This is a genomic window from Achromobacter sp. NCFB-sbj8-Ac1-l, from assembly GCF_052695805.1.
In genome coordinates this window covers 1,205,725-1,220,907 of record NZ_CP199812.1, presented here as the reverse complement: position 1 = coordinate 1,220,907, position 15,183 = coordinate 1,205,725, and the positions used below count along the sequence as shown (strand labels likewise).

Sequence of the window (15,183 nt, the reverse complement as noted above, 5' to 3'; positions counted from 1 at the left end):
CGCCCCGCTCTCAAACGGGGTGGGCGGGCACAAGACCGGGTTGAGAGACCGGCTCGATAGGACACCGGCGTGCGCAAGCGCACCCCAGCCAAGGCCCGCCCATTGAAGGCGCACAAAGGCATACGGACGTAAAAATACCGCCTGGCGGCGGTGGTCCGCCCATCGAATTTCCGGCTCTCACCCCGGGCCGTCGTTGTTGCGACGGCAAGGCCAGTATACGGCAAGGGCGCGCTCATGCTCCACCCCCATGCAGCGAATACAGGGCCACCCCGTCATGCCGGTACCCCTCATCGTCCCAGATGCTTACGCGCTCGGTGCTGATATTGTGACCCTGGCGGCGCAGTTCGATGATGCGCGTGGGGGCCTGGTAGCAACCCATCTTGCGCAGTTCGTAGGACGTGTGGGGGCGTAGGGCCAGGGCTTGCAAGATGCGGATGCGCTGGGCCGCGCCGCTGGTGGACTTATCGCGCATGGCCGCCTCCCAGCAAGGTCACGCCAAAACGGTCTAGGGCTTGCTTTGCGTGCGCATACCCTTCCCGATGGTCCGCCGCGCCCTGCATCGCCGTGCTGGCTACAAACTGCGCCGCGATGAGCATGGACCGGCGCGGCACATCCAAGCGCCCCCGTTCGCCCGGGCCGATGCCAACGGCCTTGTTAATGAGGCGGTTGACGTTCATATGAACGAACCGTTCATGCGGCGACTGCCCTGCGAGCGCATGGATTTCATCGTGGAGCGCATGGTACGTCGGCAGGTATTCCGTGTGGGTCAGGTCTTGCGCCTGGCGAGCCTCCCGGAAAGCCTTCACCAAGCGAACCTTGAGCGCCCGCACGGTAGCCGTGTTGCGGCTGTAGGTCAGCAGCAAGTACGCCTGATCCTCATTCAGCATGGCGTACTTCTCCGGCTGACCGCGCCCCCGTATTTCTCCGGCTTGAAACCGGAGTATTCCCAGCTCGCGGAAGTCGTCGGTGTAGCTGCTCAGCAGCTCGCGCACATGCTGATGTGTGTTGCCCAGGTGTTGCGCCAGCAGGCGGCTATAGATGCGCGGTTCGCCCTTGACGGGGTGCAACGTCAGCGCGGTATCATGCGTGCTGGTCGTCGGGGTCGCGCTCTTGCAGGAGTCGCGGCCCTTTTCTTTGGTCGTCGTCGCCATGGTTCAGCCCTCCACCTTGTGGGCGGCCTGCCATGCGTACGGATCCGCAAGCCAAACGCGCACGTCGTCCACCGGCCAGGCGCTGACGCGAGGCGACAACTTCACGGGTCTAGGGAAACGGCCTTGCGCGGCCCAGGCCCACAGTGTGGACACGGCAATGCCCAGCACGCCGGACACGACGGGGGCGCGGGCATAGCCCACGGCGGGCAGTGTGGCGCTATAGGTTTCGGTGGCGTGTACCGACTTGCTAGACGGTGCGGTACGAACCGGTTTGGGTTTGGCGGTGTGCATCTTTGCTGCGCTCCATGTCGTTGAACATAGGGCAGCTTGCCCGCGATGAAAATGGCTCGGTAGTTGGTTGAGCCAGCAGACTGCCCGGCTTGCTGGTGCATCGGACGGTCTGCTGGCTTAGGGATCAGTATGCTAGCTGGGGGCGCTGTCAGCTAGCAGACCGACTATGACGAAGCGGCGGCCTTGCCCCATTCACGGCACCAATCCTCAACGGTTCGCGTATTCACCAGATGGGCGCACTTCGTCAGCATATCGCGGGCAAACGCGGCTTGGGTGGGGTAGCTTTCTGGCTTTGCCTGCCAGGCCTCCCAACACTCGCGGACAAGGGCTTTGTCCAGTTGCTTGGGGTCCTTCCTCAATCGCGCCAGCGCCCCTGCTCTCGCTTGCGCTTTCAGCACTGACTCAACCGAATCATTTCGGCTTTCGTCCCACTCGTCGTCCAGCTCCCAACCTTCGAACATGCCAAAATACCGCAGCCCTTCTTGTGCCTCGTATAGGCAGTCTTGGTTGATCTCAAGATCATCATGCACCTCTTGCCAGAGGACATCGTTTAACCGGTTTAGAACAAACGCGGCCATGATGAGTGGGCGGCTAACTATGGCAGCAGCGGGGAGATGTCTTTGGTATGCAAAGCGCTGAGGGTCGTCTTGATCCATCATGCCAAGAAGGTCAAACAGGCCGCCGGCGGTTCCTGACCTGCGCTCGGTGCCTGCGAACAACTCTTCTCGCAAGAAAGCAAAGGCTTCGTCTTGGGATAGATCCGTCGGCATTTTGCCTTCGCTCTGCCGCAATTTGACGATCTCACCAAACATTACCGCTTCATCTGCCATCCACGCATCCATAGACTGCCCAATGTGCTGTCCAATTTCTTCGTCGGATGTGAGGGCGAGTTGCTCGGCCAATTCGGCGATCCGTCCTACGGTGACGCCCGCGGCACCGGTCTGGATCTTGGTGCTCAGGTGATAGACCTGGCGCACCCAAGCGTGGCCTTTAGGGATGCGAATGTGCCAAACCACGTCGCCGGAAGCGTCAAAAGAAAACGCTTTGTTCATATTGCGCCGTCCTATGCGCCGTCCAAGGAATAGGAGCCAGCGCCAAGCCGGTGGACGTTCCGGCTTTTCGGGGATCAGCCTAGGCGCTGGCGAAGATGAATCTAGATGACGAAAGATGATACTGGACAAAAACCCAGGATGGTCAGTGTATGGCTTGTCGGCCGGTGGACTTCAAGTTTTATCAAGCCGCGCTGTCCCTCGCCGGGCGGGTGCTAAGTCCTGCTAACTGGCCCGGCTGTCCAGCGGCGACGCCGCTCCTTGGCGGGCAGAAAGCAGGGCTGAGAAAACCGGCGTCTGAGAGAACCGGCAGGCCGAAGCCTCCCCGCAATCCCCCGCCCAAAATAGGGAGCGCAACAGCATACGGACGAAAAAGCACCGCCTGGCGGCGGCAGTCCGCCTTGGAGCATTCGGGTTTCTCAGATCCGGCTACCGTTGGTGCTGTAGCGCAATTTATATACGGCATGGGGGCGCTCATGCTCCACCCCCATGCAGCGAATAGAGGGCCACGCCCTCATGCCCGTACCCATCATCGTCCCAGATACTGACGCGCTCTGTTCTGATGTTGTAGCCCTTACGGCGCAGTTCAAGGATGCGCGTATTGGGTTGGTAGCAGCCCAGTTTGCGCAGTTCGTAGGACGTGTGGGGGCGCATTGCCAGGGCTTCCAGAATGCGGCGTTGCTGGGCCGCTCCAGACGTGGATTTGTCGTTACGCATGGCGGCCACCTCCAAGCAAGGTCACGCCAAATCGCTCAAGGGCGTCTCTGGCCTGAGCGTACCGTTCATGGTGGTCTGTTGCGCCGTGCATCGCCGTACTGGCCACGTACTGAGCCGCGATGAGCATTGACTGGCGCGGCATATTCAAGCGCCCCCGTTCACCTGCGCCGATGCCGATAGCCTTGTTCACCAGCTTGTTGACGTTCATGTGAACGAATCGTTCGTTCGGGGACCGTCCGGCCAGTGCGTGGATTTCGTTATGCAGCGCGTGGTAGGTGGGCAGGTATTCGACTTGCGCCAGGTCTTGCGCCTGGCGGGCCTCGCGGAATGCCAGCACCAGGCGGACCTTGAGCGCCCGCACTTTTGCTGTGTTGCGGCTGTAAGTCAGCAGCAAGTACGCTTGATCCTCGTTCAGCATGGCGTACTTCCCCGACTGGCCGCGCCCCTGTATTTCTCCGATTTGAGATCGGAGTATTCCCAGCTCGCGGAAATCGTCGGCATAGGCCGTCAGCAGCTTGGACACGCTCTCATGCCGATTGCCCAGGTGCTGCGCCAGCACGCGGCTATCAATGCGGTGCTCACCCTTGACCGGGTGCAAGGTCAGCGCAGTATCATCCGGCTTGGTCGTCGGGGTCGCGCTCTTGCAGGAGTCGCGGCCCTTTTCTTTGGTCGCCATCGCCATGGTTCAGCCCTCCACCTTGTTGGCACCCTGCCAGTCAACAGAATCGACCAGCCATGCGCGCACGTCGGCCATCCGGCACGCGCTCACACGCGACGACAGCTTGACGGGCTTGGGGAAGCGGCCTTGCGCGGTCCCGGCCCATATGGCGGGCTTAGCTACCCCGCAGACTGCCGACGCGATGGGCAGGAGCAAATAGCCCGTGGCGGGCCATGCGGCGGTATATGTTCCGGTCGTGCGTACCGGCTTGTTAGACGGGGTAGTACGGCCTGGTTTGAAATTGACGGCTTGCATCGCTGAATGGCCTCATGTGGTTGGACATGGGGACATTCCAGCGCGGCCAGGGACGCATGAGACCAAACTTGGTTTTGGCAAAGCCAAATTGGTTTCGAGTCTAGGTTTTATGCGGGTTTCCGGGGAGCAGCTCCCAAGCGTCCTTTAACTTGTCTCGGATGGTTTGATCGGAAATTGACAGTCCCGCCTTCTGAACATCCGTCAAGATGTCAGATACGGCGGATCTGGCCTTGTTCGTTGGGTCGTGCTTGTAGCCTTCTTTCGCCATGGCAGCAATCAGCGTTAGTAGGGTGTCGCGTTCGCGGGACGAGAGGGGCTTTTCTTCCTCTTTGGAAGTGCCGCCGAATGATTGCTCAAAATCTCGCAATGCAGCCGTCCTGACCACGATCACCGAATCATCAGGCAACCCCCCAGAAGGATAAAAATTGTCGCAATAGTCCTTTTGCTTCCTCTCATCCTTGTACTTCTTTCGCTTCGTCTCAAAATCAGTCCGCAACTTACTGGCTTCTTTTTTTCCAATTTCGTCTTGAGCAATGCGGCTCTCCAGCGCTATGCCACCAGCTTTCGACCCGCCCACGTACTCGTTATCATCAAAATCTGCTTGGATTTGGCATATGGACTCCGGTCCTCGCCAGATAAACGCGCCATCTAAGGTCTCAGCGGTTATTGACGGCCCTCCAGTGAGGCGTAGGTATTCATGTTCAACATCAAGCCGTTCACCACCGAACATAGGCAAATCCCATACATTCCACACCGAGACAATCTTCTCGCGATCCAAGGTAATCCATCGCGAATCATCCACCCGCAATGAGAGGATTAACGGCACTTCTTCGCCTGAGTCATCCTGGCTAGCTGCGAGCCCCTTTTGAGCGAATGCCTTCGGCACCGGAATCCAATCGAGCCCGTCAGGAACCTTATTGTCTGCAACAGCAGCAACGACGTCAGCGAGGCTGTGCGTAACAATCCTGCCCCGCGTAACTGTCGCTCCATTCGGCAGATAGACAGACAAGGTGAGGTGCCCGTCCAACGCTAGCCGTAAAATGTCCGGTTCCGTAACGGGTTCGCCTAAAGAGATGGAAAGGTATTGGGCCGCATCCGCTACCGATACCCATTCTTTGAGTTGGAATAGTCTGCTCATTCTCGCGCTGTCCTATGCGCCGCCCAAGGAGTAGAAGCCAGCACCAAACCGGTGAACGTTCCGGCCTTTTGGGAGATCAGCCTAGGCACTGGCAAAGATGACTCTAGATGACGGAAGATGATACTGGACACATAGACAGGGCCCTAATGCGGAGTGCCTCGACAGAATGACCTATGCCGCGCATGTCCTTGGCGAGGTGACCCGAAATTATTACCCCCTCACGTCCGAGGACTACGAAAAATCGCGCGCCAGAAAAGGCTAGAACCGCATAAACAAAGGCATTTGGGGAAATATTATTATTACCCCCCCTTAGAAATTCTTCTGACTAGCGAGCGTCCGGGGATCGAATCACCCTTACCGCCAGCCGTCAGCTAGGGGCCCCCGGGCGTTGGCTGTGCGGAGGGAACAGCCGTCACATCAGACGGCTTGAGCCACTGGGGGTGACATGACTACCGGATTTGTTGCCTCTGTTGCCTCTTCGCTAGAGTAGGGGCAACACAGCATACCCGCGCCAATGCTTGCTGTTGCCCCTGTTGCCTCTGTTGCCCCAAGCCGATAACTCTCTCTTGCCCATTTTTCCCCTTGCGACTACGCCGTGCGCGTCAGGGGAATCACGTTATCAGCGCCCTCAATCGCGGCCAGCTCGTCCAGATAGTCAGCCCACCGCTGCATGGCCTCACGTCGCTCATCATCGAACTGCGTCCGGTCATAGGCGGCCTGTATCTGATCCCGTTTGGCGTGCGCAAGCTGGGCCTCGAGTACGTCGAAGTCGATGCGCAGCCGTTCCCGCGCCACGGTGCGCAGCATGGCCCGAAAGCCGTGCGGGGTATGCGCCCCCGCAAAGCCCATCAGACGCAAGGCCCGCGACAGCGCATCGCGGTTCAGGTGCGGATTACGCATCTTGCCCACGGCGGGGAACACGTACTCAGCGCCCCCTGAAAACTGCTGCATGTCCTTGAGCATGTCCACCGCCTGGCGCGGCAAGCTCACGATATGTTCATGCCCGGTTTTCATGCGGCGGCGGCCATCTTCTTCCAGGGCGGCGATATGCCACTCAGCCCGGTCAAGGTCAATCTCCGACCATCGAGCGCTGGCGATCACGCCGGGCCGAAGCGCAGTCCAAGCAGCCAGCAACAAGGCCGACCGCACCACCGCACCCTCGTAGCCCCGAATAGCTCGGACCAGCGGGCCTATGCCCTGCTCCCGCGTGACCGCCGGGACGTGCCCGCCACGATGGGACGGCAGCACTCCACGCAGTCTCAATACCCGGTCGTCGTCGCGGATGCCTTCAAGGATGCAGTGGTCCACCACGCCATTTAGGTACTGGACGGCCTTTTTAGCCAGGCTGGGGGCGGTTGCAGCAATCTGGCGCAACGGCTCGGTAACGTCCTTGGAGCGAAGGTCGCGCATATCCAGGCGGCCTATCTTGGGCTGTAAGTACGTGCGCACGACATAGACCGCCTTGCGGTAGCTTTCCGCCGCCCAGCCCGCTTTGCGAACTTCTAGCCACGCTTCGGACAGCACAGCGAACGAATGGCGCTGAGCATCCTCGGCGGCGGCAATGGCGGCCTGTTCGGCATCGGACCGATTGGCGGCCTTGGCCCGGGCCTCGGCGCGCACGCCAACGATGGGCTTTCCCGTGCGTGCGGCAAGGTGTACATCCGCCGCCTTGCCATGAGCCTGCGCAACAGACAGATCGGGATAGGTGCCGATCACGACCTTGCTGCGCTTGCCATCGGCGGTCTGGTACCGGACAAGCCATTGCTTTCCGCCCCCAGGCAGCACCAGCAAGAACAAGCCCTTCCCGCTGGCCAGGGTGTAGGAATCGGCCTTGGGCCGTGCCTTGTCCGCCGCGACGGCGGTTAACTGTTTGGTGAGCTTAGGCATGGTCTATGGCGATGGTACTTTTTGGTCTCAAACCGAGACCACCTTTGGTACTTTTCAAAAAAGTACCAAAAACGGTACCAAAAGACCATAGATTCAGCGATACGACCCTAGACTCATAGGCAATAAAAAACCCGCGTCTCTCTAGGAGAATCGCGGGTCTGATGTACTTCCATGTACTACCTGATAATGCATTTTGGTGCCGACGGCGAGACTCGAACTCGCACAGCTTTCGCCACTACCCCCTCAAGATAGCGTGTCTACCAATTTCACCACGTCGGCAAATCTGACCAGAAAAGACGTGCTTTCCTGGAAAGTCGAACATTCTAACACGCAAATCGGCAATCTTGGCAACCGGGCCTGATTTGGCCCGGTACGCCGGGGATCAGTTGATCTGCAGGTTCGTTGCCTTGACCACCTCGCCCCACTTCTTCGTTTCGCTTTCCATGAAGGCCTTGAAGGCCTGCGGCGTGTTGGGTGGCGGGGGCATCAGGAAGCCGTTGGTCTGGTAGTTGGCGGCCAGGGCGGTGTCGGACGTCAGCGCCTTGTTGATGGCGGCGTTCACTTTCTGGACGATGTCGGGCGGGGTGCCAGCGGGCGCGAACAGGCCGAACCAGGCGGCCACGTCGAAGCCCGGCACGCCGGATTCGGCGATGGTGGGGATCTCGGGCGCAAACGGCACGCGGCTGGCGGTGGTGACGGCCAGGCCGGTCAGTTTGCCGGCGCGCACGTGCGGCAACAGCGGCGGCAGGTTGTCGAAGATCGAATCCACCTGTCCACCCAGCAGGTCGGCCACGGCAGGGCCGCTGCCGCGATAAGGCACATGCAGGATGTCGATGCCGGCCTTCATCTTGAACAGCTCGCAGCCCAGGTGCGCGGACGAACCGTTGCCGGGGGACGCGCAGGTCAGCTTGCCGGGGTTCTTCTTGGCGTAGGCGATGTATTCCTGCACCGACTTGACCGGCACGTTGGCGTTCACGGCCAGGATGTTGGGCACCACGTTCAAGAGCGCGACGGCGTCCAGGTCCTTGAGCGCGTCGTACGACATTTTCGAATACAGCGACTGGTTGATCGCGGTGGAAATCGAGCCGACGAACAGGGTGTAGCCATCGGCCGGCGCACGGGCGACGGCTTCGGCACCGATGTTGCTGTTGGCGCCCGGCTTGTTCTCCACCACGAAGGTCTGGCCGAATTCCTTGCCGAGTACGTCCGCGATCATGCGGGCGCTGATGTCGGTGGTGCCGCCCGGGGCGTAGCCCACGACCAGCCGGACGGGCTTGGTGGGGTAGTTGCCTGCCTGGGCGTGAACCGGCCCGGTCAAGGCGCATGCCAGCACGGCGGCAATGCCGGCCAGCTTGGAATGGATTTTCTTCATGTCTCCTCCTGTGGATGAAAAGGGATCGACGCGCACGCAGCGGCGCGCCTTTTTTTGTTTTTCGGGACCACCCTGCCCCAGCGACGAGGCAAGCGCCTTGCGTACAACGCCTCGTCTGGCGTCAAGCCTGGGTCGGGCAGGCCACGCGCATCGGCGCAATCAGGTCGGGCGTGACGTCCGCCAGCGTGCGGCAGCCAAGCAGCGCCATGTTGGTCGAGATTTCGCTGCGGAATATCTCGGCCACCTTGCGGATGCCGGCATCGCCGCCGACCGCCGCGCCGAACAGCTGCGGCCGACCGGTGAAGACCAGCGTCGCGCCCAGGGCCACTGCCTTGAGCACGTCGGTGCCGCGGCGAAAGCCGCCGTCGACCATGACCGGAAAGCCCGCGGGCACGGCTGCGACGACGTCGGGCAGCGCCTGCAAGGGCGAAATGCAGCCGTCCAGCTGGCGTCCACCGTGGTTGGACACGATCACCGCGTCGACGCCGACCTCGTGCGCCAGGCGGGCGTCATCGGCGTGCATCACGCCTTTCAGGATCAGCTTGCCCGGCCAGTTCTGGCGGATCCAGCGAATGTGGTCCCACGACAGTTTGTCGCGTTCGCCGCGAAAACCGTTGGGCGGGTCCTGGGTGATGGGCGGGCCGATGTCTTCGTACAGGTTCGAGAACCGGGGCACGCCGCTGCCCAGCAGCGTGCGCACGAAGACGTTCAGGCTCCAGCGCGGATGCAGCATGCCGTCCAGCACCACGCTCGGGCTGAGCTTGAAAGGCACCGTGAAGGCCAGCTTCTGCAGGTTCTCGCGGTTGGCGCCCACGCAGGTATCGATGGTCACCACCAGCACGGGAATCTCGGCGCGGCGCAGGCGGTCCAGCAGCTTGCCGATGCGGTCGATGTTGCCCGGTAGATAGGCCTGGTACCAGCAACGCTTGCCGGTGGCTTCCTGCAGCCGCTCCAGCGGCACGCTGGAGGCACCGCTGATGATGAAGGGAATCTGCGCGTCCTGGGCGGCGCGGGCCAGCGCCAGATCGCACTCGTGCATGACGATGGCCGAGAACCCGGTGGGCGCAAACCCCACGGGCATGGCATAGCGTTCGCCGAACAGGTCGACCTGGCTGCTGCGCTGGTCCACCACGCGCAAGCCGCGCGGGCGAAAACCGATATCGTGCGGGGCGCGTACGCTCTCGTGCAGCGACGAGCCGTCTTCGGTGCCGCCGCAGACGTAGCCTTCGACGCAGCGCGGCATGATGCGCCGCGCCTCGCGTTCGAAGTCCCGCACTGACAGGCAGCGATCCAATCGGCTCATGCGGCCACCGGCGTACCGGCGTGCGCACCCAGCGCTTGCAGGCAAGCGGCCAGCGAGCGGTCCTGGGTGTCCTGGTACAGCGCCAGTTCGTCCTGCACCGCGGCGCCCAGCGCCTGCTCGAACGCCGCCTGGCTGGCATTCTGCGCGTATTCGGCCTGGGCCTTGTCACCCAGGTTCGACTGGAAGATGCCTGCGGCGCTGACCGGCAGGAAGTCTTCGTACACCAGCGGTTCGAAGCGGATGTAACCCTGCTCGATGAGCGTGTTCAGGTCGCTGCCCGGCGTGGCGCCTTGTTTGCCGGTCAGGAAGTAGCGGAAATAGGCCAGGCCCTGGTCATGCAGTTGCGCGTAGTCGTCCGGGAACGTCGCAAAGCAGTCCTGCAGGTTCTGCATGTAGGCGTCGGCATTGCTCTCGTTGGGCGCGCCGCTGATGCGGCTGCGCGCCAGGTCCAGCAATTGGTCGTACAGGGCCCGGCCCTTGCGGGTCAGGGCCACGCCGCGCTGCTCGATCTCGCCGAAACGGGCAGTGTGGCTGCCTACGGCCGCCTTGCCGTCGGCGCCGGCAAACCAGACGGATTCCTCCAGCGCCTTGAAGCTGGTCTGGCGCAGCAGGATCGGGCACTTGCGCGGCGGCGGGCCTTCGATGACGGCCTTGGCCGACACGCCGCGGCGCGGCATTTCGGCCTGGGCTTCGTCGATGTCCAGCGTGCGTGGGGTCAGGTGATTGATGTGCGGGCCCTTGAAGGCCACCACGTCGGCGATCAGGCGGTGCAGGCCATGCAGGTCGCGGTAGTCGTCCAGGCTGACGGTGGCTTCGCTGTGCCAGCGGAAGGTGTGCAAGGCTTCGGCGACGAATTCGCGGGCGTCGGCGTCGTTCAGGCCGCCCTGCGCTTCGAACTGGCCGGCCAGTTCCAGCGCACGGGCCGTGAAGATCTGGCGCGCGGCCAGGATGCGGGCGGCCTTGTCGCGCAAGGCCGCGTCGTCGATCAGCTCCAGGCGCAGCAGAGACGTGAAGACACGGAAGGGGCTGGTCTGCAGCGCCGCTTCATGCGTGGCACGAAACGCCGTGGAATGCACCGGCACACCCGCCGGCGACAGGTCGTAGTAGCCCACCGGCTGCATGCCCATCACGGCAAACACGCGGCGCATGTTGGACAGTTCTTCGGCCGTCCCCACGCGGATGGCGCCGTGGCGCTCGATGTCCAGGCGCTCGATCTCGCCGGTGCGCGCCAGTTGCGCGGCCAGTTCGGGCTGCTCGGCCAGGGTCTTGGCGTTGACGTCCGCCACTAGGTCCAGCAGGGTGTCGTACAGGGGCACTTCCGACTTGTACATGTCGGACATGGCGCGGGAGAACCAGGCGCGGATCTGATCCGGATTGACGAAATTCTGACTCATGGCGGGCTCGGCACATCGATAAACAAGGATGGCCCGCATGAAATCATGCCCGGCGAGGGCAATCAAATGAAAAAAATCGGTTTAATCAGTCCGTTTTTTCATGGATCGTGCGCGCCGGGCGTCGGCCGCGCGCTTTTGCGCGGCCTCGTCTTCCACCCAGGCCACGAACTGCTTGATCTTCGGCACCTCGGCCGAATGCTCGGAATAGGCCACGAAGTAGGCGCCATCACTGGGCTGCACATAGCCCCAGGGAATCACCAGCTTGCCCGCCTGCAGCTCTTCTTCGGCCAACAGCCGGGGCGTCAGGGCGATGCCGCAGCCGCCTTCGGCGGCACGCACGCACATATAGAACGTGTCGAAACGCGGGCCATGATAGCTGCGGTCTGACTGGAATTGCTGGTGCGAGAAATAGTCGTGCCAGGCTTCCGGGCGCGAGGCGCATTGGATCAGCACCTGATTGCTCAGCGCGTCCAGGCTGGCCACCTTGTTGCCGGCCAGGAAGCCGGGGGCACAGACGGGCACGACTTCAGCCCCGAACAGCTCGTGGCACTCGGCCCCAGGCAAGGTGCCGTGGCCGAAAAAGAACGAAATATCGATCTTGGCCTGCATCAGGTCAAACGGCCGGGTTTCGCTGCGCACCTTCAGCTGGATGTCCGGATGCGCGGCCATGAAGCGCTGCAGCCGCGGGATCAGCCAGCGCGAACCAAAGGTCGGCTGGGTGCCGATGGTCAGTACCTGGGTTTCGCTGCCGTAGGTCAGGATGTAGCGCGAGGACATGTCGACCTGGTTCAGGATGGCCCTGACCTCGGACTGGTACAACGCCCCTGCCGGGGTCAGCTGCAAGCGCCGGCGCACCCGCAGGAACAGCGGGTTGCGCAGCAGCGCTTCGAGTTGCGCGATCTGCTTGCTGATCGCGCTCTGGGTCATGTGCAATTCTTCGGCGGCGCGCGTGACGCTCATGTGCCGCGCCACCGCCTCGAAACATTGCAGCGCCATCATCGATGGCATCAAACGCTTTTCCATGGGGCCGATCCGGATATGCCTGGCGCGGCAGGCTGGCTGGGGAAATTGCCAGCCACCGCCCCTGGCGCATTATCGCAGGCGGCGCGGCTGCCCAGGGTTGCCGCGCCCATGAAAAAAGCCGGCTTGCGCCGGCTTTTTTGCATGCGAAGGGCTTACTTCGCAGGCGTTTCGGCGGGCTTGTCGCCGGCAGCGGGGGCCGACGGCACCGACGCATCGGGCTTCGCGGCCGGCGCCGAACCCGGAACCGACGAAGCGCCCGGCACGGACGAGGCGCCCGGCACCGAAGCGCCACCCGGCACGGACGACGCACCCGGCGTGGCGGGCGCCGCGCCCGGCACTTGCGGCACCGAACGGTCGGCCGGGAAGCTTTGCATCACGCCGCTGTCGACCGCGGAAGCCCCGGTGCCCTTGTGGCTGACATAGGCCAGGCCGGCGGTGGACGCGAAGAAGACCACGGCGGCCCACTTGGTGGCACGCGACAGGAAGTTGGCCGCGCCGGTGGCGCCGAACAGGCTGCCCGACGAGCCGCTACCGAAAGCGGACCCCATGTCGGCGCCTTTGCCCTGCTGCAGCAGGACCAGCACGATGATAGCCAGCGCCGAGATCACTTGGACGGCCAGCAGAAGTTTGAGCATCAAGGGCATTACAGACTCCGGAACGGAAACTTAGATGGCGGCGATTCGCAAAAATTCTTCGGCCACGAGCGACGCGCCGCCGACCAGGGCTCCGTCGATATCAGTCATGGCGAACAAACTGGCGGCATTGGCAGCTTTGACGCTGCCGCCGTACAAAACCTGTACCTGGGCCGCGCCCAGCGCGGCCAGGGCGGCGCGGATGGCGCCGTGGACTTCCTGCGCCTGCTCGGGGCTGGCGGTGCGGCCGGTGCCGATGGCCCAGACGGGCTCGTAGGCCAGCACCATGCGCGAGACGGCCTCGGCGCCCAGGGCCAGCACCGGCTTGAGCTGGCGCTCGATGACGGCCAGCGTGTTGCCGGCTTCGCGGTCGGCCAGGGACTCGCCCACGCAGACCACCGGGGTCAGCCCGGCGGCCAGGGCGGCGCGGGCCTTGTCGGCGACGACCTGGTCGGTTTCACCGTGCAGTACGCGGCGCTCGGAGTGGCCGGCCAGCGCATAGCGGCAGCCGAATTCCTTGAGCATGGGGCCGGAGACTTCGCCGGTATAGGCGCCCTTGTCGTGCGCGCTGACGTCTTGCGCGCCCCAGGACACGGCGCTGCCGGTCAGGGCCGACGCGGCCTGGGCCAGATACGGAAACGGAACGCAGACGCCGATTTCGCAATGGCTCGCGGCATCCGCGGCGCGCAGCTCGGTCAGCAACGCAGCGTTCTCAGCCAGGTTGCCGTGCATCTTCCAGTTGCCCAGCACGAGGCGGGCGCGGTTTTCGACTGAAGTCATGGCGCAAATGTCAGAGTGGATGAACCCGGCGGAAAAAAGCACCCGCCCACGGGCTGGCCTGGAAATAATTCCAGGCGAAACCCGAGATTGTATCCTGTTGCGCGGCGCTGCGCCGGACGCCGCGCGTTTCTTACACCGTCAGGATGATTTTGCCGATATTCTCGCCGCCTTCCATCATGGCGTGGGCCTGGGCGGCCTGGGCCAGCGGGAAGGTGGCGTGGACGATGGGCTTGATGGCGCCCTGCTCCAGCAGGGGCCAGGCGTGCTGGCGCAGCGCCTGGGCGATGGCGCCCTTGAAATCCACCGATCGGGGACGCAACGTCGACCCCGTGATGGTCAGGCGGCGGCGCATCACCTGGCTGGTGTCCACGCTGGCCTGGGCCCCGCCCAGCTGGGCGATGATGACGATGCGGCCGTCGTCGGCCAGGCACTGCATGTCGCGGGCGATATAGTCGCCGGCCACCATGTCCAGGATCACGTCGACGCCCTGGCCGCCGGTGGCATCCTTCACTTCCTTGACGAAGTCCTGGGTCTTGTAATTGATGCCCAACGTGGCGCCCAGGGCCTCGACGGCGCGGGCCCGGTCGTCGCTGCCCACCGTGGCATAGACCTTGTGGCCCAGCGCGCGCGCCAGCTGGATGGCCGTGGTGCCGATGCCGCTGGCGCCGCCGTGCACCAGCAGGGCCTCGCCGGCCGACAGGCGACCACGGTCGAACACGTTGCTCCAGACGGTGAAGTAGGTTTCCGGCAGGCCGGCGGCTTCGATGTCGGACAGGCCCTTGGGAATGGGCAGGCACTGGGCGGCGGGCGCGACACAGTATTCGGCGTAGCCGCCACCGGCGACCAGGGCGCAGACCTTGTCGCCCACCGAGAAACCGCTGCCGGCGAGGTCGCCGCCGACGATTTCGCCGGCCACTTCCAGGCCCGGCAGATCGGACGCGCCAGGGGGCGGCGCGTAGTTGCCCTTGCGCTGGAACACGTCGGGGCGGTTGACGCCGGCGGCGCTGACCTTGATCAGGACTTCGCCCTGGCCGGGTTGCGGCATGGGGCGTTCTACGGGGACCAGCACCTCGGGGCCGCCCGGGCGGGAGATTTCTACAGCGTGCATCGCGTGCCTCCTTTGCGGCAAATAGATTATTATTGCGCCCTTTACGGCAGGTCGCGTTTTCAGCAGGCGGAGTGTTTGCCTGGCGGCCGGATCGCCGTTGCCGCAGTACATTGCAATACCAGGAAGCGTGGCAGAGTGGTCGATTGCACCGGTCTTGAAAACCGGCAAGGGGTTAAACCCTTCGTGGGTTCGAATCCCACCGCTTCCGCCAACCCCTATTCCCCCCCGATCAGCCACCGGCTCAGGCACTCGCTTCGAGCCAGAAGGCTTGCGCCTGCCCCCTCCCCCCTCGATGCCCGCCGATGCTCGCGCCAGGGTGGGCCAGCGTCTTTGGCGTCAGATGGCAAGCCCCGGACGGGACCCCA

15 protein-coding genes and 2 tRNA genes are annotated in these 15,183 nt (G+C 63.3%); 1 reads left to right on the top strand and 16 read right to left on the bottom strand.

Features of this window, described 5'->3' with window-relative positions; all coding sequences use genetic code 11:
- Positions 1-232 precede the first annotated feature (232 nt).
- The 16 genes from ACUDP5_RS05735 to ACUDP5_RS05660 form a co-directional block, all read right to left on the bottom strand.
- Positions 233-472, bottom strand: coding sequence for a helix-turn-helix domain-containing protein (locus ACUDP5_RS05735; protein WP_445658343.1), 240 nt, complete (start codon positions 470-472; stop codon positions 233-235).
- Complete coding sequence (locus tag ACUDP5_RS05730; protein WP_445658342.1) at positions 462-1,151, bottom strand: Rha family transcriptional regulator; 690 nt, start codon at positions 1,149-1,151, stop codon at positions 462-464. Before ACUDP5_RS05730 ends, ACUDP5_RS05735 begins: the two co-directional genes overlap by 11 nt.
- 3 nt (positions 1,152-1,154) lie before the next feature.
- Positions 1,155-1,442, bottom strand: a complete 288-nt coding sequence (locus tag ACUDP5_RS05725) for a helix-turn-helix transcriptional regulator (RefSeq protein ID WP_445658341.1) — start codon at positions 1,440-1,442, stop codon at positions 1,155-1,157.
- Between the two features lie 164 nt (positions 1,443-1,606).
- Positions 1,607-2,494 (bottom strand): hypothetical protein, encoded by an 888-nt coding sequence (locus tag ACUDP5_RS05720; protein WP_445658340.1) that lies wholly within the window; start codon positions 2,492-2,494, stop codon positions 1,607-1,609.
- A 471-nt stretch (positions 2,495-2,965) separates the two neighbouring features.
- On the bottom strand, positions 2,966-3,208 hold the full coding sequence (locus ACUDP5_RS05715) for a helix-turn-helix domain-containing protein (RefSeq protein ID WP_445658339.1): 243 nt from the start codon (positions 3,206-3,208) through the stop codon (positions 2,966-2,968).
- The gene (locus ACUDP5_RS05710; RefSeq protein ID WP_445658338.1) at positions 3,201-3,890 is read right to left on the bottom strand and encodes a Rha family transcriptional regulator; all 690 of its coding nucleotides are present in this window, start codon (positions 3,888-3,890) and stop codon (positions 3,201-3,203) included. The genes ACUDP5_RS05715 and ACUDP5_RS05710 overlap by 8 nt, the downstream gene beginning before the upstream one ends.
- Positions 3,891-4,281: 391 nt before the next feature.
- Positions 4,282-5,319, bottom strand: a complete 1,038-nt coding sequence (locus ACUDP5_RS05705; protein ID WP_445658337.1) for a hypothetical protein — start codon at positions 5,317-5,319, stop codon at positions 4,282-4,284.
- A gap of 588 nt (positions 5,320-5,907) precedes the next feature.
- A complete protein-coding gene (locus ACUDP5_RS05700) occupies positions 5,908-7,206 on the bottom strand; it encodes a tyrosine-type recombinase/integrase (protein WP_445658336.1) in 1,299 nt (432 codons plus the stop codon).
- A 194-nt stretch (positions 7,207-7,400) separates the two neighbouring features.
- Positions 7,401-7,485, bottom strand: a tRNA-Leu gene (locus tag ACUDP5_RS05695).
- A gap of 103 nt (positions 7,486-7,588) precedes the next feature.
- Positions 7,589-8,578: a Bug family tripartite tricarboxylate transporter substrate binding protein gene (locus ACUDP5_RS05690; RefSeq protein ID WP_445658335.1), complete on the bottom strand. Its 990-nt coding sequence runs from the start codon at positions 8,576-8,578 to the stop codon at positions 7,589-7,591.
- 121 nt (positions 8,579-8,699) lie between these two features.
- Entirely contained in the window at positions 8,700-9,881 is a 1,182-nt protein-coding gene (locus ACUDP5_RS05685) for an alpha-hydroxy acid oxidase (protein ID WP_445658334.1), read from the bottom strand.
- Complete coding sequence (gene hglS, locus ACUDP5_RS05680; protein ID WP_445658333.1) at positions 9,878-11,275, bottom strand: 2-oxoadipate dioxygenase/decarboxylase HglS; 1,398 nt, start codon at positions 11,273-11,275, stop codon at positions 9,878-9,880. The genes ACUDP5_RS05685 and hglS overlap by 4 nt, the downstream gene beginning before the upstream one ends.
- 81 nt (positions 11,276-11,356) lie before the next feature.
- Positions 11,357-12,298, bottom strand: coding sequence for a LysR substrate-binding domain-containing protein (locus tag ACUDP5_RS05675; protein WP_263910312.1), 942 nt, complete (start codon positions 12,296-12,298; stop codon positions 11,357-11,359).
- A 152-nt stretch (positions 12,299-12,450) separates the two neighbouring features.
- Entirely contained in the window at positions 12,451-12,942 is a 492-nt protein-coding gene (secG, locus tag ACUDP5_RS05670) for a preprotein translocase subunit SecG (RefSeq protein WP_263910311.1), read from the bottom strand.
- A gap of 21 nt (positions 12,943-12,963) precedes the next feature.
- The gene (tpiA, locus tag ACUDP5_RS05665) at positions 12,964-13,710 is read right to left on the bottom strand and encodes a triose-phosphate isomerase (RefSeq protein ID WP_263910310.1); all 747 of its coding nucleotides are present in this window, start codon (positions 13,708-13,710) and stop codon (positions 12,964-12,966) included.
- 130 nt (positions 13,711-13,840) lie between these two features.
- The gene (locus ACUDP5_RS05660; RefSeq protein WP_445658332.1) at positions 13,841-14,818 is read right to left on the bottom strand and encodes an NAD(P)H-quinone oxidoreductase; all 978 of its coding nucleotides are present in this window, start codon (positions 14,816-14,818) and stop codon (positions 13,841-13,843) included.
- Positions 14,819-14,939: 121 nt separating this feature from the next.
- Here ACUDP5_RS05660 and ACUDP5_RS05655 point away from each other — a divergent pair.
- A tRNA-Ser gene (locus ACUDP5_RS05655) sits at positions 14,940-15,029 on the top strand.
- The last annotated feature ends 154 nt before the right edge of the window (positions 15,030-15,183 follow it).